Source organism: Methanosarcina sp. WH1 (genome assembly GCF_000970005.1).
GTDB lineage: Archaea > Halobacteriota > Methanosarcinia > Methanosarcinales > Methanosarcinaceae > Methanosarcina.
The window spans coordinates 2,775,637-2,796,801 of record NZ_CP009504.1 but is presented as its reverse complement, the minus strand read 5'-3'; the positions used below and the strand labels follow the sequence as shown (position 1 = coordinate 2,796,801).

Here is a 21,165-nt window from a genome sequence, read left to right as displayed (position 1 = left end):
CCCTGAAAACCGATTCATATTTAAGTATTTGGAAATAATATCACGCTGCGGATTTTATACGTCTTGTATGCCTGCAAATTAAGAATGGGATAGAGACCTCATACAAGCTCACAATATCATTTATCCCACAGAATCATTATTACATAAAGACTCTCACAATAAAAATTTACTTTACAATTATACAGAGGAACTTTACAATTATACAGAGGATTCCCGATGAGCAACATTTTACGCAGAGGCAGGCTTGAAGCTGCCCCGGACGAAGAAATTTTACGTTACACCTCCTCTATGGAGGCTGATAGGTGGATTTTTAATGCAGATATAGCAGTGGACCTTGCACATACGGTAATGCTGAGAGAGCAGGGGATTATAAATGAGGAGGACTGCAGCAAAATCCTTAGCGGGCTTTTGAAGATAAGGGAAGAAGGAATGGAAAAGCTCGACTTCAGCTACGAGGATATACACATCTCTCTTGAGTCCAGGCTCATCGATATGGTTGGGGAAGATGTGGGAGGCAGGATGCATTCCGGGCGCTCGAGAAACGATGAGGTTGCGACCTGCATCAGGCTGACTCTGAGAGAAGAACTTACCGGACTGCTCGAAGAGATCTTTGCCCTCAGGAAAACCCTTGTCACTCTTGCAGGAAAACACACTGAAACCCTCATGCCTGGCTTCACTCACCTTCAGCATGCCCAGCCGACAACCCTTGCCCATCACCTATGTGCCCACGAAGCGGCTCTAGGCAGGGACTTTGACCGGGTTTTAGACGCCTTTTCCAGGGTTAACCTCTGTCCGCTCGGGGCTGCTGCATTTGCTTCTACGGGCTTTGACCTGAACAGGAAACGGACTCAGGAACTCCTGGGCTTTGATGGACTGCTGGAAAATTCAATGGATGCGGTCAGTAGCAGGGATTTCCTTATTGAATGCGCCTCGGTGTTTTCAAACCTCATGATAAACCTGAGCCGGATGACTGAAGAACTTGTAATCTGGTCTTCGTCCGAGTTCAATTTTATTGAACTGGATGACACATACGCCTCCACTTCTTCGATTATGCCCCAGAAGAAAAATCCGGATACTGCAGAATTAATGCGCGGGAAAACGGGAGTGGCTGTAGGAGCACTTATGTCCCTGCTTACTATCTGCAAAGGCCTGCCTCTGAGTTATAACCGCGACCTTCAGGAAGCAACCCCCAATATATGGCGTTCGGTAGAAACTGCCAGGATATCGGCAAGGGTAATGGAGGGAATGGTAAGGACCATGAAAATCCATACTGATGTGCTTGCAGCCCAATCCATTACAGGTTTTACAACGGCTACCGAACTTGCAGATACCTTTGTAAGAGAAACCGGGATTCCTTTCAGAACTGCCCACCAGATTGTCGGGATACTTGCAAAGGAAATGGAAAAACCCACTATGGAAAAAATCGACTCAGTGGCTGAATTTGTGCTTGGAGAGTCGCTTTCAAGCAGGGGATTGACAGAATATATGGTAAAGGAAGCTCTTAACCCGGTCTCTAACATAAAGAGAAGAAAGATTGTGGGAGGACCTGCTCCGGAAGAAATGCAGCATTATCTTGGAAAGCGGCAGACGGAACTTGAACTGAACGAGCAGGAGATTACAACTCTCAAAGATTCAATCGACTCGGCTTTTGAAACCTTGCTTGAAGTCGTCGATGAATACAGGAAGATCTGAATCATATTGAGCTAAAAGTAAAAAGCACATTCAAGCAAATTCATAACACATTTAATTTCGAAAATCCATTTAATTTGAGAGCACATTTAATTTCAAAAACCTATTTAGTTTCAATAACGCATCTAACTTTAATATTATTTAGACCTCTTAGTATCACGCAAATTATACAGCATCTCAAAAATCAGCAGAAAAGGGATTATTCATGGAATTCAAACAGGGCGATTGGGTACGGATTGAAAGGAACGGTACAGTCTATGAAGGCAAAGTAATGCCTTCCATGGAAGGATATATCACAATAAAAATGAAAAGCGGTTATAACGCCGGTTTTTCCATTGATAAGGTCAAGATTACCCTTCTGGAAAATAACGGAGAAACTGCAAATGGAAGCAGAAACGGCGTAAAAGAATGTAGAAAAAGCGGGGAAAAACTTCCCGAACCCGGGAAAAAGCTCCCGAAAATCGCAATCCTTTCTACGGGCGGGACGATTGCCAGCAAGATCGACTACCGTACAGGTGCGGTCACATCCCAGTTTACTGCTGATGATATTCTCGCCGCAATCCCGGAACTTAAGGAAATTGCGGATTTTAAAGGAAGGGTAATCTCAAGCATCCTCTCCGAAAACATGGACTCTGATTCCTGGCAAAACCTCGCGAAAGCCGTTGTCGAAGAAATAGAAGCCGGAGCTGATGGAGTAATCATCACTCATGGGACAGATACAATGATGTACTCGGCTGCAGCCCTGTCCTTTATGATAGAAACGCCTGTACCTATTGTTTTCGTGGGCTCCCAGAGAAGTGCAGACCGGCCGAGCAGCGACAACGCCATGAACGCAATCTGTGCAGCCCGGGTTGCTATAAGCGAAATTGCCGAAATTGTAGTGGTTATGCACGGCACAACTTCTGATGATTTCTGTGAAATCCACCGTGGAACGAAAGTCAGGAAGATGCATACCTCCCGCAGGGACGCTTTCAAGTCCGTAAACTCCCTTCCGATAGGGACTATAGACTACAGTACAGGAGAAATAAAGACTTTTATTGACTATACTCGACGTGGAGAAAAGCCCCTCAAATTCAAGCCGGGAATGGAATCGAAGTGTGCCATTGTGAAGTTCACTCCGGGAGCAGATCCGGCAGTACTTGATTATTATATCAGTAAAGGCTACAGAGGGCTTGTTATTGAGGGCACGGGACTTGGTCACGTTTCCACAAAATGGATTCCCATGCTCCAGAAGGCAGTGGATGCAAAAATGCCTGTAATAGTCACATCCCAGTGCCTTAACGGCAGGATCTGCGACCGCGTCTATGATACAGGTCGCGATATGCTGAAAGTGGGTGCAATTGAAGGAGAAGATACTTTGCCTGAAACCTCCCTCGTCAAACTGATGTGGGTGCTCGGCCAGACCGATGACTTCGAAAAAGCAGTTGATATGCTCAGGGAAGATCTCAGTGGGGAAATTACTGGGTGTACATTAAAGTAAGACGAAATTCCTTAAAATAATCCTCAAAAAAAGAAGATGAGCCCCTAAAGGGGTTCACCTACAATCTATCTATCTCTTCTTCCTTCAAAGTCTTTTCTTTCACCTGCTCCCAAATTCATAATTGGGTTCATAGTTACATGTCTTACATCTGCTCCCAAATTCATAATTGGGTTCATTAGTTACATGTTAGTTGTGTTCCAGTTAATATCCGGGCCTGGTTCTTTATAGAATGAATCAGATTCGGTGTGGTATGAAATTACATTCCTTAACAGTACACCTTACATTTACTCCTATCTTAAATTTCTCTGGACAATATGTTTAAATAACAAAAAGAGCTTATGTACCATGTTAACAAGTGTCATGTCAACCAGTGGCAAAAGATTAAATCGGAAGGTGTAATAGATGTTAGGAATCGACGATCCACAGATCTGGCTTGCATATATTTTTTGTATATTAAGTGCTCTCGGATGTATGGTTTACGGGGCATTGAACTGGAAGGGCGGAGACGAAGAGCAGACAGTGAAAAGTGGTACTCCAAAAGCAGCGGTTCAGGAACAGTAAACTGCACCGGAAACCGAAGCTTAAAGTACCTTTTATATCAGACTTTTTTTGAAATGTCTGCGAAAAAACAGCAACTTAAACTCTTCAGGAATGATTTTGATGGCAGTCAGTACTTCAACTCTTATTCTGTTTGTTTTCATTTATCTTGCGTGCACTTTCTACGTTGCCCGCCTGGGGTATAAGAAGAATTCCCAGGTCGATGGGTATATGCTCGCGGGCCGAAAGGTGCACCCGGCAGTTATGGCTATCTCCTATGGAGCTGCATTTATCAGCACTTCTGCGATAATAGGGTTTGGAGGAGTAGCCGCTTCACTGGGAATGGGGCTTCTATGGCTAGTCTTTATGAACATCTTTTTCGGCATCTTCATCGCCTTCGTGGTTTTTGGCCCTCGAACCCGGCGTATGGGGCTGAACCTGGGGTCCATAACTTACCCTGAGTTTATAGGGAAACGCTTCCAGTCCAGGTTTATCCAGGGCTTTTCCGGGCTTTTAATAGCAATTTTCATGCCTCTTTACGCTGCAAGCGTGCTCATAGGGGCCGGAAGGTTCCTTGAGACCACACTTGGAATCAATTACAACCTTGCTCTCCTGATCTTTACTATAATCATTGCTTCTTATGTGATTAAAGGCGGACTCTTATCAGTGATGTACGTGGATGCCATGCAGGGCACTCTAATGTTACTGGGAATGGCTTTTCTTCTGGTGTTCACCTACAGCAAACTGGGAGGAGTTGTAGGAGCTCACCAGGCTCTTACTGACATGACAAGCCTTGTTCCTCAAGCCCTTGTTGACCAGGGGCACATGGGCTGGACTGCAATGCCGGCTTTCAATTCTCCTATCTGGTGGACAATGGTTTCCACAATCACCCTGGGAGTCGGGATAGGGGTGCTTGCACAGCCACAGCTCGCAGTCAGGTTCATGACGGTAAAAGACGACCGCTCCCTGAAAAGAGCAGTCCTTGTTGGAGGACCTTTTATCCTGATGATGGCAGGAGTCGCATATGTCGTGGGAGCTCTTTCCAACGTCTACTTTTACAGGACTACAGGCATGATTTCCCTTCAGGTTGCAGGCGGGAACACTGACCTTATAATACCCCAATTCCTGAACCAGGCAATGCCCGAGACTTTTGTCGCACTCTTCATGCTCAGCCTGCTCGCAGCTGCGATGTCTACTGCAGCTGCCCAGTTCCACACAATGGGCACATCTATAGGGCACGATTTCTACCAGCAGGGTCTTATGAACGGCAAGTCCGGGGGAACAGCCGTCCACGCTACGAAGTTAGGGATTGCCTTTACCATCCTGGCATCGGTTGCTCTGGCTTACATCCTTCCAGTAAGCATCATCGCAAGAGCTACTGCCATGTTCATGGGTCTGTGTACGTCAGCTTTTCTGCCCATCTACATGGGGGCACTGTTCTGGAAGCGCACATCAAAAGCCGGAGCGACTGCGAGTCTTGTTGTAGGATCATTGAGCAGCCTGTTCTGGCTGGTCTTTGTACATGCAAAAGAAGCCGTGCCTCTCAAGATCTGCCTGGCAATCTTCGGAAAGGAAACTTTACTTACCGGCACCTGGCCCCTCGTGGACCCGATTCTGGTTGCAACTCCACTCTCCTTCCTTACCTTGATTGTGGTAAGCCTCATGACAGTCCCGCCTTCAGCCGAATTCTTGAAGAAGGCTTACAGGCTCAGGTTTGAAGACGAAGAAGAGGAAATATCGGAGCCAGCGTCATACAAGGCAGTTGAATCAACAGGCGTTTAAACCTGTTCCTTTTTTAAAAATCAAGCGCATTTTTATGCGCGTATTTTTTTTCCTTCCTTTCTATTTATTATAATTAACAAAAAATATCACGTATCAGGTTGCATAGTTGATATTCCGGGATTAGGTTTCCAGTGCAGCTAATGAATTCGTTTTTATTTGGCATGAAAGTCCTCCCAGGTACTTTAATTATTTGTGCCTGTTATTAGAGGATTTCATGTGCGTTTTTTATGTACAGGCGGGCTAAAGAGGCTGTCAGAGCTGTAAAACCGAGATTCTCACCCATTCATGACGATGTAGGCGGGTTCACCCCCAGATCATGGTACAGCTGTTTTTGTTTTTCCAGCATCTTGCCCTCTCTAAGCGATTTAAGGTGGACAAATTTTTAAGGACCCCATAGAGATTATAAAATCATATGAGAAAGAAAAAATTAATAACACTGATGTTGAAAAATCAATAACTAGAGTGATAAAAGGGTCATCTGAACCTATGTCAAGTTAAAAACCAGGTAATTAGTTGGTGAATTTTTTTGTAGTGAATGGAAAAGGATACAGAGTCAATTACATTTTTCAGAACTTTCGGTACACTTCCATATTAACTGGAAGATATTAAGTCTTATGGGGACAAATATAAAAATACATTTCTTTAATTATGCTAATCTGCCAAATCAAGGTTTATAAAGCAAAATAAAGTATTTTAAAGCTTTAAATTTATTTTTTTGTATGGTTTCAGGTCTTTTGATATAAGTATCTTTATATGTTCCACTTTCCATCTATTTTTTGATTACGTGTATTCTCAGATCAAAAGTAAGCCAAATAGGAAAAAAAGCAAAATTGTATCTCTTCAAATTCAAGGAAAAATTTTCCAACCAGAAACATCTGTATACATTTTATCTCATGGTTGTGAAGTTAAATCTGTCTTTTGATCATGTTTTTCAGACTTAGTTTAATTTTTAATGATTCTGCAAATATGTGAAATTTACTTTTATCCATACAATTTGAAGAGAATGCCTAAAATTTAATAAAAAGTCAATCTTGAACGTAATAGCATCTTTCTCTGTTGTTTTGATGTTATTGTTTTAATTCTTGCAGGAGCCTCTGCAGCTTCTACAATCTACGACCGAACAACCCGCTACAAACAACATATGCCCAGGAAAACTGTAACAGTAATTTTTGACATGTAAGTGACGTAAATACGTCCAAGGAACCTGCAATGGGGACTGGTACCCGGAATGCCTTAGGGAAGGAACATGCAACCTGCCCGAGATCCGGGAAACTGTAACTTCGACTGTCTGCAGAGAAGATACCGGAATCGGATCGGCTTTACCCAGGCTTATTTAAAAATCCTTTGTTTGATACTTCCGGTTGTATCTTAACCGAATATAAATGAAAACGCATTGATTAACACTATCTTTTGGAAAAGTGAAGAGTACACTAAATCGCAGAACAGTATTATAAAATAACAATTTTTCATGGAAAAAATACACACAATAGTCACTCAATCGTATGAAAATATATCATCCATTTAACTCGGAGGATTTAAAGAACTATGGTATGGCCTCTCGTTGTTTTTTATGGATGCTCTCATAAAAACCAACGTGGTCTTGAATTGAAAATCATCTTATCCATAGGAAAAATTGAATTTAATATTATTATCTTTGGAAATTATGGTTGAGTGGATCTATGGAGGAATTCTATTACAGTTTAATCGAATTTTGGGATGATCTATAATGAAAACTATAAAAACTAATTTGACAATATTTGTCCTTGCTTTTTTATATCTTACTTTAAGTAGCCCTACCACTTTGGCGTCAAACATCGTAATTGACGATGATGCTGAACCGTCAGTCTCTTGTCTTTATTTGACATCCGATTATAAAGACGATGCCACTTGCATTCAGGCGGCGCTAGATAACTCAAAAAGCGGTGACACCATAACTATCCGCGAAGGAGACTATTACATAACAAAACGAATATCTCAAAAAGATAAGAGTCTGAATATAATAGGTGAAGGAAAAGTTACTCTTCATCTTAAAACTGCGGAAGGAAATAATAACATTCGTTTCGCGGGTTCAAAGATCACAACTCAATCTCTCTCTGCTAATGCTCAAAAAGGTTCCTCTAAGGTGATTTTAAGTGATGCTTCACAGGTTCGCCAAAATGATCTAATTAAGATTTGGAAAAATGTTCAGTGGTGTCCTTTGGATTATCCGAATCAAATGACAGGGGAAATATATGCGGTTCAAAGCGTGAACGGAAACGTAGTCACTTTAAATCAGCCACTTCTGAGAGATTATAAATTATCTGAAACTGTTCAAGCCGAAATATACAGACCTATTGAAATGCATATAAAAAATATTGGGATACAAAACGTCAATGCTGCTGGAGTCTATGAAGGGATAAAGCTTAGCTATTGCAAGGATTCTTCTGTGACGGATTCCTGGTTTAAAGATAATGGACAGGCATCTTTAAGAATAGATACATGCTTTAACGTGGACGTCAAAAATAATGAGATTTATAACTCCATTCATGAAGGAAATGGGTATGGCATATCAGTGGCAGATGCCGCAGCGTTTGTTAATATTGAAAATAATCACATAGAAAATTGCAGACATGCCATTATGAGCGGCACAGGAGATTTTAAGGCTCTGAATCGGGATATTGTCATATCTAACAATATTTTGATAGGGGCAAACATTGCTTCATCTCATGTAATCGATGCTCATCCTATGACGATTGATTATACCATAATCAAAAACAAAATATATCCCGAAACGAAATTTGTTGCATTTTATGACGGAACACTACAATCAATATTTTCAGAAAATGAAGTTTATGGCGGACATGGGGCAGTTGCAAGACGATGCAATTTGAATGATGGAGTACATGTAATAAAAGGCAATCATATTGAAACTGAAGGGTACCTTTATGCAGGAACGGGGAATGGTATCGGGGATACGCTCGTAATTATGAATAATAATCAGAATAATGGACAACAATGGTATGGTGTGGGACTTAATTCCGAAAGTTTCAGAAATATAGTCATCAGTAAGAATCATTTTGGTGATCTCTCAGGAAGAGGAGTAGATCTAACATTTCATATAGATGATATAAACTTAGAAATCTCTGATAACACTTTTGAAAACATCAGACGAGAGGGAATATATCTCGATGGGAATTCTTACACAAACGGCAATGTAAAAATACAAAACAATAACTTAATAAATGTATATCCCTCCAGTCCAGGCTCCGAAATCAAAATAAAAAATATCCAAAATGCTTTCGTGAGCGGAAACCAGATATTAGAAGAAGATTCTTCAGTTATGGCAATTGACGAGATCACCGCCACGGAGACTGTGGAAACCGAAGTTGCAACGACCAAAAACCAGACAATAGTTAACAACACAACGAACATTGTAATAGACAACCGCCTCAGGGAAGCATCTCCTGATGTTGTTTATCAGGACAAGAAGTATATTGACATCGGAGGCAATCTTGGAGTCGGAAGGTATAGAGGCCTTCTTCTATTTGACCTGAGTGAATACATCAATGCTGAAAATATTAGCAGTTCAACCCTGTCCCTTTACTGGTATTATCCCGATGGACGGGAAAGGCCGGGAGATACTATAGTAGAGATATACAGGCCCGCTGCATCCTGGAGTCCTGGGAATGTGACCTGGAACAGCAGGGATGCTGGGGTACTCTGGACACAGCCAGGAGGAGATTGGTTCGATATGAAGAATGTCTCTCAGGGAGACGCACCGTACGCTACGATAACCCTGAACGGAAGCGATATACCGGACAACAGGTACTATGAGTTGAATGTAACGGACCTAGTAAGAGAGTACGTCAGCGGCGAGTACGAAAATACAGGGTTCCTGATTAAAGCCCGTACAGAAAATGCGGATTACGTAGCATTCTACAGCAGCGAGATTGAAGAGGAAAACAAGCGTCCAATCCTGAATATAGAAGAGAACACTGTGGCATAAAGGCTCTAACTTCAGGAGGAGAACTCTAAGAGGCTGGTAGTGCGGAAATTATAAAAACCTCCGTAACCAGACTTTTCAGTTCTTCCAACTTATTACATCGGGAGCGCAGAGGGTCACGAATACCCCTTACCTTTACAGGCTGTCCGACAATTTCTGATAGTAATAAGTAACAATTATCTATCCTCAGTTTGACAGTACCCACTAATTGGTACTGAATATTTCCTTTCTTTTTTGGTTCAATCGGGCTTGATAAGTCCTATCAATTTATAAATATTTATTATATATTCTATGTAACCTGGATTCCTGCCTACTCATAACAATGTAGGCGGGTTCACTCCCAGATCATGGTACATCTGTTCTTGTTTTTCCAGCATCTCGCCCACTCTAAGCGATTTGCCTGGCTGTTCGAAGCATTCAATGACATCGAGTTTGTCCAGTAAGCCTGGTAGTGTATAAAAGGATAGTAAAATGAAGAGATCCTAAAAAAGAATGAAGGGATCCTAAAAAAGAATGAAGAGATCCTAAAAAAGAATGAAGAGATCCTAAAAAAGAATGAAGAGATCCTAAAAAAGAATGAAGAGATCCTAAAAAAGAATGAAGGGATCCTAAAAAAGAATGAAGAGATCCTAAAAAAGAAGGAAAATAGAGAAAATTAAAAAAAATAAAAAAGATCTTGTTTCGATAGACCTTTTGAAGGTAAGATCCTCTTTAGGATCCATCAATTTTCTTTTCTGACAGGTAGGGTCTGTCCTCCATGAGGCATCAGGTGAACCTTTGCATCAGGATTTTCTGAAAGGATTGCAGACAGGGCTTCCTGCACATTTGCCATAGGAGTGAAGAATGCGGTTCTGGCGTTATCTTCCGGAAGCTTCGAGACAAGGTAAAGCTTAAATTTCTGTGCAGCTTTTGCAACGATTGCACTTTTGTGCCCCCCAAACTCGAAGCAGTGCTTGAAACGCTCTATTGCATCTTCCGGAGTTTTGCACTCCCTGTTCCAGCACTCATATATCTGGTTTCCTATCCCTTCGGCGCATTCCGCTACAAGGATGATCGAACCGCCGTCTTTTACAGCCTGGGTTGCGTTATCCAGCGATTTGCTTGCCTGATAAAGGTTGATGTCCTTAGGATAGCCTCCACAGGAAACGATTACAGCATCTGCAGGTTCTACGGGCACTTTATACATAGTGTCCACAATCTCTACTCCCTTCCTGTGAGCCTCAACAAAATCCCCGGCAACGGCAGCAACTATTCCTTTTTTGCTGTCAAGCACAACGTTAAGAATAAATCTAAGGCCGAAGATCTTTGCGGCTTCTTCCATATCCTGCCTGACAGGACTGTCCACCCTTCCGGAAACCGCTTTTTCTTCGATCATCATTTTGTGGTTGGTAAGCACAGCCTCCTCAGAGCTTACGCCGGGAAGTACGGATTTTGCCCCGCCGCTGTACCCTGCATAGTAGTGGAACTCAATTCCCCCTGTCCCCACAACCACATCGGCGTTCAGAACTTCTTCAAAGATCTCAACCGGGGTCCCGCGAGAAGTTACACCTATCCGTTTACATCTGCCAGTATCATGCTGGATACAGCGGATTTTTTTGTACATCTCCTCTCCAACCAGTTTTTTAGACTCCTCTTCGGTCTGCTGGCGGTGAAGCCCGAGAGCAAAGATAATTGTGATGTTCTCATCCCTTGCTCCCCCTGAATAAAGCTCTTCAAAGAGAGGAGGAAGGATCTGTTCAGTGGGAGTGGGACGGGTGATATCACTTACAATGATTACAATCCTGGAGTTCGAGTTTACAATCTCGGAAAGGCGCCTGCTTTTTATGGGGTTTTCAAGCGCCTTTTTGATTAGAAAAGGCCCACTTTCCCTTTTATCAGGTTCTGAGGGCATGATTATACTGGAAAGATTCTTTTCAGGGATATCCAGCTCAGATGTCCCACTTCCAAAAGCAAGGGGAATCTTTTTCATATTTATCATCAGGTTCATGGCCGGTGATTTCGTATTGATGCTATAAATTATTATAGGTAAACAATCTATGTCAAAATTAAAACTGAGCTTTTAATGGCTTTACTTGTCTGAGCTCTTATTTCCGGACAGGCAGAGTCCAACCTCCCTCAGGCATTATATGAACTTTTGCCTCAGGGTTTTCGGCAAGAATCGTTTCAAAGGCTTCCTGTACACTTTTTGCGGGGATGAAAAACGCATTTCTGCTTTCCTCGTCGGAAAGTTTTGAAACAATATAGAGCTTGAAATGCTTTGCGACTTTTGCAACTATTGCGCTTTTATGTCCCCCAAACTCGAAGAATTGTTTGAAGCGTTCTATAGCGTCATCCGGACTCCTACACTCCCTGTTCCAGCACTCATAGACCTGGTTCCCGATTCCTTCTGCGCATTCGGCCACGAGTACTATTGATCCCCCTGCTTTTACGGCAGGGATGGCATTTTCCAGAGCCTTTGTTGCCTGGTAGAGATTGATATCCTTAGGATAGCCCCCGCAGGAAACGATAACCACATCTGCAGGCTCTACCTGCACTTTGTACATAGCATCTACATACCTTGCTCCTTTCCTGTGAGCCTGGACAAAATCCCCGGCAACGGCAGCAACAATTTCTTTTCTGCTGTTGATTACCACGTTCAGGATAAAGTTGAGGCCTGTAATTCCGGCGGCTTCTTCGATATCCTTCCTCGCAGGGCTGTCAACTCTACCCGAAAGAGGTTCACCTTCAAAGAATTTGGTATAGTGGCTGTGGAATGAAAGTATAGCTTTTTCCGAACTGACTCCCGGAAGGACAGTCTTTCCTCCCCCCCCATAGCCCGCATAATAATGAAATTCTACCGTCCCGGTGCCGATAATTAGGTCTGCGTCCAGAACTTCTTCAAAGACCTCTACCGGGGTCCCAAAACTCGTCTCCCCTATATGCCTGCATCTTCTCCTGTCGTGCTGGACAACCCTGATACTTTTGGATATTTCATCGCCCAGAAGCTTTCTGCATTCTTCTTCTGTCTGCTGACGGTGAAGCCCGAGAGCAAAGATAATTGTGATGTTCTCATCCCTTGCTCCTCCTGAATAAAGCTCTTCGAGCAGAGGAGGAAGAATTTTTGCGGTGGGAGTGGGTCTCGTGAGATCGCTTACAATAATTGCAATTCTGGTTTCCGGGTTCACAATTTCGGAAGGTCTCTTGCTTTGTATGGGATTTTCGAGCGCTTTTCTAATTAAAAAAGCCCCATCCTCCTTTTTTTCAGGTTCCGAAGGAATAATTATGCTGGAAATGTTTTTTTCAGGGATATCCAGCTCAAAAATCCCGCTTCCAAAAGCGAGTGGAATCTTTTTTATATTTGTCATCATGTTCATGCCGGTGAGTTCGTATTGATAATATAAAATTGTATAGGTAAACAATAGTGAAGTTATGTTTTAAATATAATTTAAATCTGCGCTTTAAATCTCAAATTCAAACTGTTATTTGGAAATATAGAGATATTTTGGATAATGAAAGAATTTCCATACATCAGCAAGACCCACACATTCTAAATATGTTTTTTAAAAAAGATAAGTGAAGAGCTAGTGGAAGATCTTTCAGAAGCCTGTTAATCAAAAGCTATAAAAGTTCCAGATGAGTGTAGGGATAATTATAAATTAACTTTGGTGATTTAGTGAAAAATTTAAGTAGTATAAAAATGTTTATACTGATTCTGCTTATATCAAGTTACCTGTGGATTGGAGGTGCATATGCATCCCCGGATACAGAGAACTCAAAAACGGTTGAGAATATTAACCAGGGCAGTATCATCCTGTTTTCACAGAACTACTCTGAAACAAATTATCTTCCAGCTAATGTTTTTATCGCAAGGAGTCAGAAAGAAAAGCCTTACGATAAACTATATTCAAGTATATATGCAACCCAGGAATCGAAAGTATTTTTCAATAACACTTCAAAAGGGCTGGAGTATACGAATATAAGAGACTCTCCTCTAATCCCATGCAGTTTACTTCCAAGTATGGATATTATTTCTTGTTTTGGAATCAATGAATACTTGGGGAATTTTAAGAGTAACCTGGATATTTTTACTTTTTGTAAATGTACTTCTGTCCCTATAATTCATTATCTTGAGGAACCAAGGCATACAGGAGCTCTGTACATATGCAGCCTTACACCAATGGTTAAATGCGCCTATGGAATCTCAATGGACATAAATGCGGATGACCCGCAGAGCTTTGTAGAATTGAATAGTCCGGGCTCAAGAATGATAATTCAGGAGAGTGAAGGGCAGACTCTACTTAAAAGTTATTATAGAGACTCTTCCGGAGAGACAAAATACGAAAAAGTTATTCTTGGTAATGCATCAGAAAAAGCAAATTTCAATATAATATTTGACGGTTATAATAAAACAAACACAATTTACGCACAGGATGGCAGTTCCATAGTTACCCCATTCTATAATTTAGATCGGCAAAAACTACCTTATCTCGATTTTTCAAACGGCTATATCAAATTCACAGTTTTTATCCTTGGAGAAGGAACTTACCTTGACGCTAATATATACAGTATAAACCAGACAGCGGATAGAAAACTCATAACTGCAATCGGGGATAGCAGGATAATCCCGTTCGGACTTGATGGACCGGTGAATAGAACCGAAGAAGGAATTGATTACCTGAAGACTAAAGGGTATAGAGGTACGATGTGGTTTGATAAGGGACTGCTTGAAAAATCCAACGAAAAACACATTAATTACCTGCACAGTCTGGTTGTTAACGATTCCTGGGAAGTTGGCATACACTATACAAAGGAGTTAAGCAGCCTTCCACTTGAAGAAGCATACAGTGTCATGGATGAGGAATACCAGTACGTGTATGAGAAAATCGGTAGAAAACCAACAAGTTGTTGCTGCCTGAGAAACCATGATAACCTTACACACGCAATTTATGCGTATGAAAACTTTGGCATGATCTGGAGAAATGGAGATGCATTAATTCACGCAGAAAGGGATGTAGGAAACCTGTACGACGATACATGGGAATGGTGGGAACCAGCATCAAAAGCAGGCATGTCCTATCCGGTATTCACACATCAACTTGACCTGGAACCTGCAATAAAATACTCAATAAGCCGTTCAAAGTTCCGGGACTGGGTGGATAACTATTATACAAACAACATGACCATAGTATCATTTTATGAATACAATCAGATAAGCCGCAATACATATGACGCAAGCTTTGAAAATCTGCAATACAATGAGAAACTGCTCGCATTCGACGCACATACAAACGGTGACAGCGCTCTTGTAAATGTAAACATAACTGCAGGAAACGACATACAGGTCTACGACACTACCCTTGAAAAGTATCTTGATTATGAAACGGAACAGGATAAATCAATTACTTTCCGGGTTGAGGACAACCATACTTATACGATAAATTTGAACAGTTCTAAATAATGGATCCCTTTGAGTCAGGTATAAATTCCACAACCACGGAAGACACAAAAACGGACGAATGTACAACATTTTCGTGTATGTCTGTGCCTTCCGTTGTTAGCTTTTTTTGTTATGTACCTTCATGGGTAACTTTTTTTTGTATACATTCCAGATTAGCTTTTTTTCGGTATGTTTTTCTTAAATTTAGTATAATGTCATAAAACAGTCAACACATTTATAATTATAAAAGTCAACACCTTTCTAATTAAAACAACCCATGTACTTCTCAAAAACCCTCACTTTCCGCAGTAAATTTTTGCATATTCACAATTTTTTCCTGTTATCAATTTTCAATAAAACGTGGATTTATTGGACTTTTATGCAGGAGGTAAAGCAGCTATATGGTGTATCAATAGAGACAAAAATGGTGTATCAATAGAGACAAAAATGGTGTATCAATAGAGACAAAAATGGTGTATCAATAGAGACAAAAAACGATATCATTCAATTTTCACCAAGTTCCATTAAAAGTCCAAATTAATTTGATTTGTTTCAAAAATGCTATCAGAGAACATATTGATTTTTGAAAAAATACTGCCGAATGTGGGAAAAACCATCGTGTTTTAATAAATTGTAAATATCTCCTGCGCAGATATACTGATAACTGCAAACAGGCTTACTGATGTATATTTACTTCATACTAAAATTTACTTAATAAGAAAATATTCCTGCAATGTAATGCCTGGAAGGGGCTTCCTGATCTGTGAGGTAAGAAGGGGAAGGGAACGGCAGTTAAGTGGGGAGTAATAACCATGGACAAAGAAAGAATTTCCTATCACGAGTCCGTTCAAAAGATGTATGAACGGATAAAGGAAGATAATATGACAAATGTCTGGGACCGCTATGAGGCTCAGGGAATAGGTGGAGTTCCGGACCGGAGATGTAATTTCTGTATGGCAGGAGCACGTTGTGACCTGTGTTCCAATGGTCCCTGTCGTTCGGATGCTTCAAAGGACAAGAGAGGGGTATGCGGGATCACTGCCGACGGGATGGTAATGCGGATGATGCTGCTCAGAAACGTACTGGGGGCTTCGACTTATCAATATCATACGGACCAGACCATCCGGACACTTCGGGAAACCGCAAAGGGCAACACCCCTTACAAAATAAGTGAACCTGAAAAGTTGAGGACATTTGCAGGCAGGCTGGGGTTGGAAACCGGAGGGACGGACTCAGAAGTTGCCCTTCGCCTGTGCGAATTTGTAGAAAAGGACTTTAACAGGCCTGCTTACGAACAGAGCCAGATTGTGGAGCTTCTTTCCCCTCCTGAAAGAAAGAAAAGGTGGGAAGAGCTGGACATGTTCCCAGGTGGAATCTATGGGGAGATGATGTATTCAACAAGTTCCTGCCTGACAAACGTGGATGGGTACTACGTGAGCCTTGCCTTAAAAGCCATGCGCCTGGGAGTTGCGATGGCATACCAGAGCCAGATAGTAAATGAGTACTGCCAGGACATCCTTTTCGGTATCCCAAGGCCTCACATGACGAGGGTTGACCTCGGGGTCCTTGAACCTGAGTATGTGAACGTGCTTCCGAATGGGCACGAACCTTTCATCGGCTTTGCCATGGTTCAGCTTGCCAGAAAACCCGAGTGGCAGGAGAAAGCAAAAGCAGCAGGAGCAAAGGGCTTGAGGATAATTGCCAGCATAGAAACTGGGCAGGAAATGATCCAGAGGTGGGAGGAAGACGATGTTTTCTACGGTTTTACCGGAAACTGGATTTCCCAGGAAGCGGTGTTCGCAAGCGGGACTGTGGACCTTTTTGCCGCAGACATGAACTGCTCGCTTCCGGTAGCCCCCCTTTACGCCGCGAAATACGGGTTCAAACTCATGCCCGTAAGCGGACTCGTGGCCTTTGAAGGTATTACCGAGCGCCTGAACTACAACCCGGTAGAAGCCGATAAGCAGGCAGCAATACTCCTGGATATGGCAATTGAAAACTTCAAAACCCGGAAAGGATCGGTTAGACCCGGTCTGAAACTCCCGATGAAAGAGGCAGTTGTCGGCTTTTCAACCGAAAGCATCCTTGACGCCCTCGGAGGCACCCTCGACCCTCTCCTTGATGCCATAAAAAGCGGCGCAATCAAAGGAGTGGTCGGAATGGTCTCCTGCACTACATTAAGGGATACCGGGCAGGACGTGCACAGCGTTGCAGTGGTAAAAGAGTTGATCAAGAGGAACATCCTGGTCCTTTCCATGGGCTGCGGGAACGGGGCCATGCAGGTTGCAGGCCTCTGCTCCCCCGAAGCAAGGGAATTTGCCGGGGACAGCTTAAAGGTGGTATGTGAAGCCCTCGGGGTTCCTCCGGTACTCAGCTATGGGACCTGCACCGACACAGGCAGGCTTGCCGATCTCCTGGGAGCCATCTCCGGAGCCCTTGGAGCTCCTGTCCCTGATCTTCCTGTTGCTGCCGCAGCCCCCGAATACATGGAGCAGAAAGCCACAATCGACGCCATCTTTGCCCTGGCCCTCGGGCTCTACACATATGTAAACCCTGTTCCGACCATCACAGGAGGCCCAAACCTTGTCAAACTGCTGACCGAGGACTGCCGGGAAGTTACCGGTGGGATCATGAACGTGGAAACAGATGCTGTGAAAGCAGTTGATGGGATAGAACAGCATATCATGGAAAAGAGAAAGAAGCTTGGAATTTGAGAATCAGGATCTGAAAAATTGAAGTCCTGAAAAAAAACGGTCTGAAAAGAAAACCCTTAAAAGAAGAGGTCTAAAAAATTAAGATTTACCCCGACCTCTTTTACTCTCTATTTTCAAGTTATGGTGAACTACCCATCCCTGAAGTAACGGGCTTCTTGCTTCATACCTCGAACTACCGTTCATAAGTCCATCGGCTTTACCCTCTGTTCCAGAGGTGAAGAAAGATCAAATTGGTTCTGATTTCCCTGACCTGGTTACCGCTTAGGAATTCAGTACATAGTATAGGACAGAATAGTATTTAGAGGTTAAAAGATCGCGAAAATAGGGGATGTTGATGGCATTCACCCCGCCACTAAGGACTCGTGGCAAAATAACGTGCGTATATTTTCCAATTGGACCTAATGGTTTTCGGCATCATTCGGACCAATCGAAATTTACTATAAATTCCTACTTTGACAGAAGGATACATTTTTTAATGTATAAATGGGCTTCATGATTCTGTTTTATTCCTTAAATTTAAATTTATATCGGACGTTTATTTATTTTTAACATCTAAGATTTTTATAAACTGTTGTGTGCCGATACAATGCGTTTTTTGTATGAAAATACTGTATTCAAAGCTCTATCGATTCCCCGGGTTCCATGATAATTACTTTCGTATTAACTTTTGTCTCCACGGCTCTTTTGAACTTTTCAGAGTCCTGCTTGATGACATCAAAGGTGTTGTAGTGCATTGGAACAACGATTTTGGGCTGGATGAGTTCCACGGCTTTTACGGCTTCTTTTATACCCATGGTGAACTTGTCTCCGATAGGCAAAAAGGCGATTTCAGGTTCGTAGAGTTCTCCGATAAGTTGCATGTCCCCGAAAACACTCGTATCTCCGGCATGATAAAAGGAATGCCCGCCAATACCTATCACAAACCCTGCAGGGCTGCCTCCGTCGAAACTGAAGCCTGAAGCGTCAATTGAGGAGGAATGAAGCGCATGAGTCATGGTAAGGGTCATACCTTCTACTTCCATTGTGCCCCCTTTATTCATGCCTTCGGCAAAGACTCCTTTTGACTTGATATAGTTTGCAACCTCATGGATCGATATGATCCGGCAGCCAGTCCGGGCTCCAATCTCGATGGTATCTCCCAGATGGTCGCTGTGGCCGTGGGTAACGGCTATAATATCGGGGTCCAGATCCTCAGGGCTGCATGGAGCTTTCGGGTTTCCGGAAATAAAAGGGTCGATCAGTAATTTCTTTTCGGCTTCGAGCAAAAAAGCAGCATGCCCAAGCCATGTAATCTTTATATCAGCCATTTCTCTGCCTCGTGTCCACTTATGTTTTTGTCAGAATGTGACAATGCGTAATGTAATTTTCGATAATAACCGGATAATTAGTATACAATACATTATTCAGGCGGGTATCAGGAGAACACAAAGAGATGAATACAGGATAATATAATATATTCTTTTAAATATTCATCAAATGATAATGCTTGAATGTAATCAAATGAAAATAAAGATTGGCCTTGTAATCCATGGTCCTGAAGTAATCGATTCGGGAAAAGCAGAGTTAGTTCTGGAAAAGCTTTCCTGCATAGGTGAAGTAGAGGCACAGCTTGGCGGGACCATGGGAAAGACAGCTGTCCTTGATGCAGGGCTTGAAAATGTTATAGACATAAGCCAGCACCTGAAGCCGAGCGCCTGCATTGAATCTTTTTTTGAAACCTCAGACCTTGTTTGTCTCCTGAACAGGGGAAAAACGCCCGAAACCGGCATGATTTTTGGAGCAAAGGTTACCTCTCGCCTGAAGGACCCTGAGAAGAAACCCCTGATCCAGATAGAAAGCCCGGGTTGCACCGGTGGGAAATTGATCCCCCTTAATAAAAAAGCCGGCAACTACATTGAAAAACTCTCTGAAGTATTTGGACTTCCTGCCGAAAGCCCTCTGCCTTTTCAAGATTCGGTTTTTCTGGAAAACTGCCAGAAAACCGGCAAAACCCGGATTATCCGCGAGCTTTCAGGTGTATTTCCCGGAGAAAATATCTTTGTAAACGGGTTCGTAATCGGAAAAGCCCTGTCTTCCAAAATAAGCATAGTCTCCGAAAGCGGGTTTATTACCGCAATCGAAGGCGGAGAAATAAAGGAACATGGGCTCGAAAAGCTCCATAATTATAAAAAAAGGGACCCTGTTGACCTTGCCGGAGCCTGGGTGAAAAGCGGAGAGATCCGGAGAAGCAATCCCTTACTCCCGGAAGCCGAAAAAGAAAATTCCAGTGCCCGAAAATCAGGTCCTATTTCCCGAACAGGGGCAGGAACAGGGACAGGAAAAGTTGTGCTTATAGACCACGCCGCCGAAAATTCCTATGAACTGGCTTCCGGGGCTGAACTTGCAGTTACAGTTGGAGACGACACCACAGCCATAGCAGGAGACATCCTCTTCAGGCTTGGAATCCCGATAATTGGAATCACAGACGGAGACTGCGATAATGTTACCTGTGAGACTAAAATCTTTCCCGGCTCGGTTGTTCTCAGGCTTATAGAGGGAAGCGATGATATCATGGGCAAGAGGATTAAGCAGGAACTCCTGAAAGGACAAGATTCAGCTGTTTTTGAGAATCTGCTAGCCTTTAAAGAAGATGTGCTGAAACTGGCAGAGTCGTCGATTGAGGCTGTTTTTGAATACTAAAATAGCGACGTCCCTTAAAAAGGAACTCACGGTTTCCAGGTATCGGATTGAGTTTCATCTTTTGCAGCAATTTTATGGAAATATCCACAATGGGTGCGGAAACAAATTCCCGCTAAGTTAATAACAAAAGGAGCAACTCTTTTAATAGGATGGAAAGGCGGATAAATGGATGTTTCAGCCAAATTTCAAGTACACAAACAAAATCGTGCGCCTGCTTGCAAGGATCCAGGCTGCCCGGGAAGTCATCATAAACAGCCCTCTGATTCCGGCATGGGAAAAACAGCTCCAGCGAGAAGCCCTGATAAAGCAGACCCACCACACAACAAGTATCGAGGGAAACCCCCTGACTCTTGAGGAAGTTGAGCTTATTATAGAGGGAAAAGAAGTCCTTGCCCACGAAAAGGACAAAAAGGAAGTCCGGAATTATGTAGATGTACTGAAATATATCGATTCCTTACCTGAAAACGGACCCATAACCGAAGAGTTTCTCCTGGAAATCCACAGGCTTACGGCAAAAAGTATCCTTCCTGATAATTCTGCTGGAAACTACCGGTAAGTGCGGGTCGTTGTCGGAGACCCTAATACCGGGAAAGTCACCTACACCCCTCCGGGACCTGTTGAAGTCCCTGTCCTGGCAAAAGCCCTTGTCGAGTGGCTTAACAGCGAAGATGCCCTTGACCTCATGCCCGCCGTGCAGGCAGGAGTTGCTCACCGTCAATTACCCCTCCCTAAAACCTTCACCTAACGGCTCAGGTTTTTGAGGAAGGGGCTTGTCTAACAAGCCCTGGTTGACCAGATCACCGATAAGGAGCAATGGAAAATCGGTAAACGATAGGAAAGAAATAGTTACCCTTGAATGCCGCCTCAGTTTAAGGCTCTAAGGATG

General features: G+C 42.8%; 13 protein-coding genes. 10 read left to right on the top strand and 3 right to left on the bottom strand.

What is annotated here, in order from left to right; all coding sequences use genetic code 11:
- The first annotated feature begins 216 nt into the window (after positions 1 to 216).
- The 5 genes from argH to MSWH1_RS20265 all read left to right on the top strand — a co-directional run bounded on the left by argH (position 217) and on the right by MSWH1_RS20265 (position 9,473).
- On the top strand, positions 217 to 1,692 hold the full coding sequence (argH, locus tag MSWH1_RS12175) for an argininosuccinate lyase (protein ID WP_048128881.1): 1,476 nt from the start codon (positions 217 to 219) through the stop codon (positions 1,690 to 1,692).
- A 202-nt stretch (positions 1,693 to 1,894) separates the two neighbouring features.
- Positions 1,895 to 3,169: a Glu-tRNA(Gln) amidotransferase subunit GatD gene (gatD, locus tag MSWH1_RS12170; protein WP_048128879.1), complete on the top strand. Its 1,275-nt coding sequence runs from the start codon at positions 1,895 to 1,897 to the stop codon at positions 3,167 to 3,169.
- Positions 3,170 to 3,571: 402 nt separating this feature from the next.
- Positions 3,572 to 3,730, top strand: coding sequence for a symporter small accessory protein (locus tag MSWH1_RS19695; protein WP_197073955.1), 159 nt, complete (start codon positions 3,572 to 3,574; stop codon positions 3,728 to 3,730).
- A gap of 99 nt (positions 3,731 to 3,829) precedes the next feature.
- A complete protein-coding gene (locus tag MSWH1_RS12165; protein WP_048128877.1) occupies positions 3,830 to 5,488 on the top strand; it encodes a sodium:solute symporter in 1,659 nt (552 codons plus the stop codon).
- A gap of 1,726 nt (positions 5,489 to 7,214) precedes the next feature.
- Positions 7,215 to 9,473, top strand: a complete 2,259-nt coding sequence (locus MSWH1_RS20265; RefSeq protein ID WP_231585468.1) for a disaggregatase related repeat-containing protein — start codon at positions 7,215 to 7,217, stop codon at positions 9,471 to 9,473.
- A 718-nt stretch (positions 9,474 to 10,191) separates the two neighbouring features.
- Here MSWH1_RS20265 and larA (MSWH1_RS12155) read toward each other — a convergent pair.
- A complete protein-coding gene (gene larA / locus MSWH1_RS12155; RefSeq protein WP_048130510.1) occupies positions 10,192 to 11,439 on the bottom strand; it encodes a nickel-dependent lactate racemase in 1,248 nt (415 codons plus the stop codon).
- 115 nt (positions 11,440 to 11,554) lie between these two features.
- Positions 11,555 to 12,817, bottom strand: coding sequence for a nickel-dependent lactate racemase (larA, locus tag MSWH1_RS12150; protein WP_048128875.1), 1,263 nt, complete (start codon positions 12,815 to 12,817; stop codon positions 11,555 to 11,557).
- A 329-nt stretch (positions 12,818 to 13,146) separates the two neighbouring features.
- Here larA (MSWH1_RS12150) and MSWH1_RS12145 point away from each other — a divergent pair, with 329 nt between their 5' ends.
- Both MSWH1_RS12145 and cooS read left to right on the top strand, forming a co-directional pair.
- A complete protein-coding gene (locus MSWH1_RS12145) occupies positions 13,147 to 14,907 on the top strand; it encodes a hypothetical protein (protein WP_231585469.1) in 1,761 nt (586 codons plus the stop codon).
- Positions 14,908 to 15,698: 791 nt separating this feature from the next.
- Positions 15,699 to 17,600, top strand: a complete 1,902-nt coding sequence (gene cooS / locus MSWH1_RS12140) for an anaerobic carbon-monoxide dehydrogenase catalytic subunit (protein ID WP_048128871.1) — start codon at positions 15,699 to 15,701, stop codon at positions 17,598 to 17,600.
- A gap of 614 nt (positions 17,601 to 18,214) precedes the next feature.
- On the opposite strand, the gene MSWH1_RS12135 is transcribed toward cooS, so the two are convergent.
- Positions 18,215 to 18,907: a metal-dependent hydrolase gene (locus MSWH1_RS12135; protein ID WP_048128869.1), complete on the bottom strand. Its 693-nt coding sequence runs from the start codon at positions 18,905 to 18,907 to the stop codon at positions 18,215 to 18,217.
- Positions 18,908 to 19,100: 193 nt separating this feature from the next.
- On the opposite strand from MSWH1_RS12135, the gene MSWH1_RS12130 reads away from it, so the two are divergent.
- The 3 genes from MSWH1_RS12130 (at position 19,101) to MSWH1_RS17605 (ending at position 21,024) form a co-directional block, all read left to right on the top strand.
- Positions 19,101 to 20,279 carry a DUF2117 family protein gene (locus tag MSWH1_RS12130; protein WP_197074593.1) on the top strand — a complete coding sequence of 393 codons (1,179 nt, stop codon included), beginning with the start codon at positions 19,101 to 19,103 and terminating at the stop codon, positions 20,277 to 20,279.
- A gap of 169 nt (positions 20,280 to 20,448) precedes the next feature.
- Entirely contained in the window at positions 20,449 to 20,835 is a 387-nt protein-coding gene (locus MSWH1_RS12125; RefSeq protein ID WP_052722746.1) for a Fic family protein, read from the top strand.
- Positions 20,836 to 21,024, top strand: coding sequence for a hypothetical protein (locus MSWH1_RS17605; RefSeq protein ID WP_052723171.1), 189 nt, complete (start codon positions 20,836 to 20,838; stop codon positions 21,022 to 21,024).
- The last annotated feature ends 141 nt before the right edge of the window (positions 21,025 to 21,165 follow it).

Bases quoted from the DNA above. Each gene is read 5' to 3' on its own strand.
- argH (WP_048128881.1), top strand. From the start codon at position 217: ATGAGCAACATTTTACGCAGAGGCAGGCTTGAAGCTGCCCCGGACGAA.
- gatD (WP_048128879.1), top strand. From the start codon at position 1,895: ATGGAATTCAAACAGGGCGATTGGGTACGGATTGAAAGGAACGGTACA.
- MSWH1_RS19695 (WP_197073955.1), top strand. From the start codon at position 3,572: ATGTTAGGAATCGACGATCCACAGATCTGGCTTGCATATATTTTTTGT.
- MSWH1_RS12165 (WP_048128877.1), top strand. From the start codon at position 3,830: ATGGCAGTCAGTACTTCAACTCTTATTCTGTTTGTTTTCATTTATCTT.
- MSWH1_RS20265 (WP_231585468.1), top strand. From the start codon at position 7,215: ATGAAAACTATAAAAACTAATTTGACAATATTTGTCCTTGCTTTTTTA.
- larA (WP_048130510.1), bottom strand. From the start codon at position 11,439: ATGAAAAAGATTCCCCTTGCTTTTGGAAGTGGGACATCTGAGCTGGAT.
- larA (WP_048128875.1), bottom strand. From the start codon at position 12,817: ATGATGACAAATATAAAAAAGATTCCACTCGCTTTTGGAAGCGGGATT.
- MSWH1_RS12145 (WP_231585469.1), top strand. From the start codon at position 13,147: ATGTTTATACTGATTCTGCTTATATCAAGTTACCTGTGGATTGGAGGT.
- cooS (WP_048128871.1), top strand. From the start codon at position 15,699: ATGGACAAAGAAAGAATTTCCTATCACGAGTCCGTTCAAAAGATGTAT.
- MSWH1_RS12135 (WP_048128869.1), bottom strand. From the start codon at position 18,907: ATGGCTGATATAAAGATTACATGGCTTGGGCATGCTGCTTTTTTGCTC.
- MSWH1_RS12130 (WP_197074593.1), top strand. From the start codon at position 19,101: ATGAAAATAAAGATTGGCCTTGTAATCCATGGTCCTGAAGTAATCGAT.
- MSWH1_RS12125 (WP_052722746.1), top strand. From the start codon at position 20,449: ATGTTTCAGCCAAATTTCAAGTACACAAACAAAATCGTGCGCCTGCTT.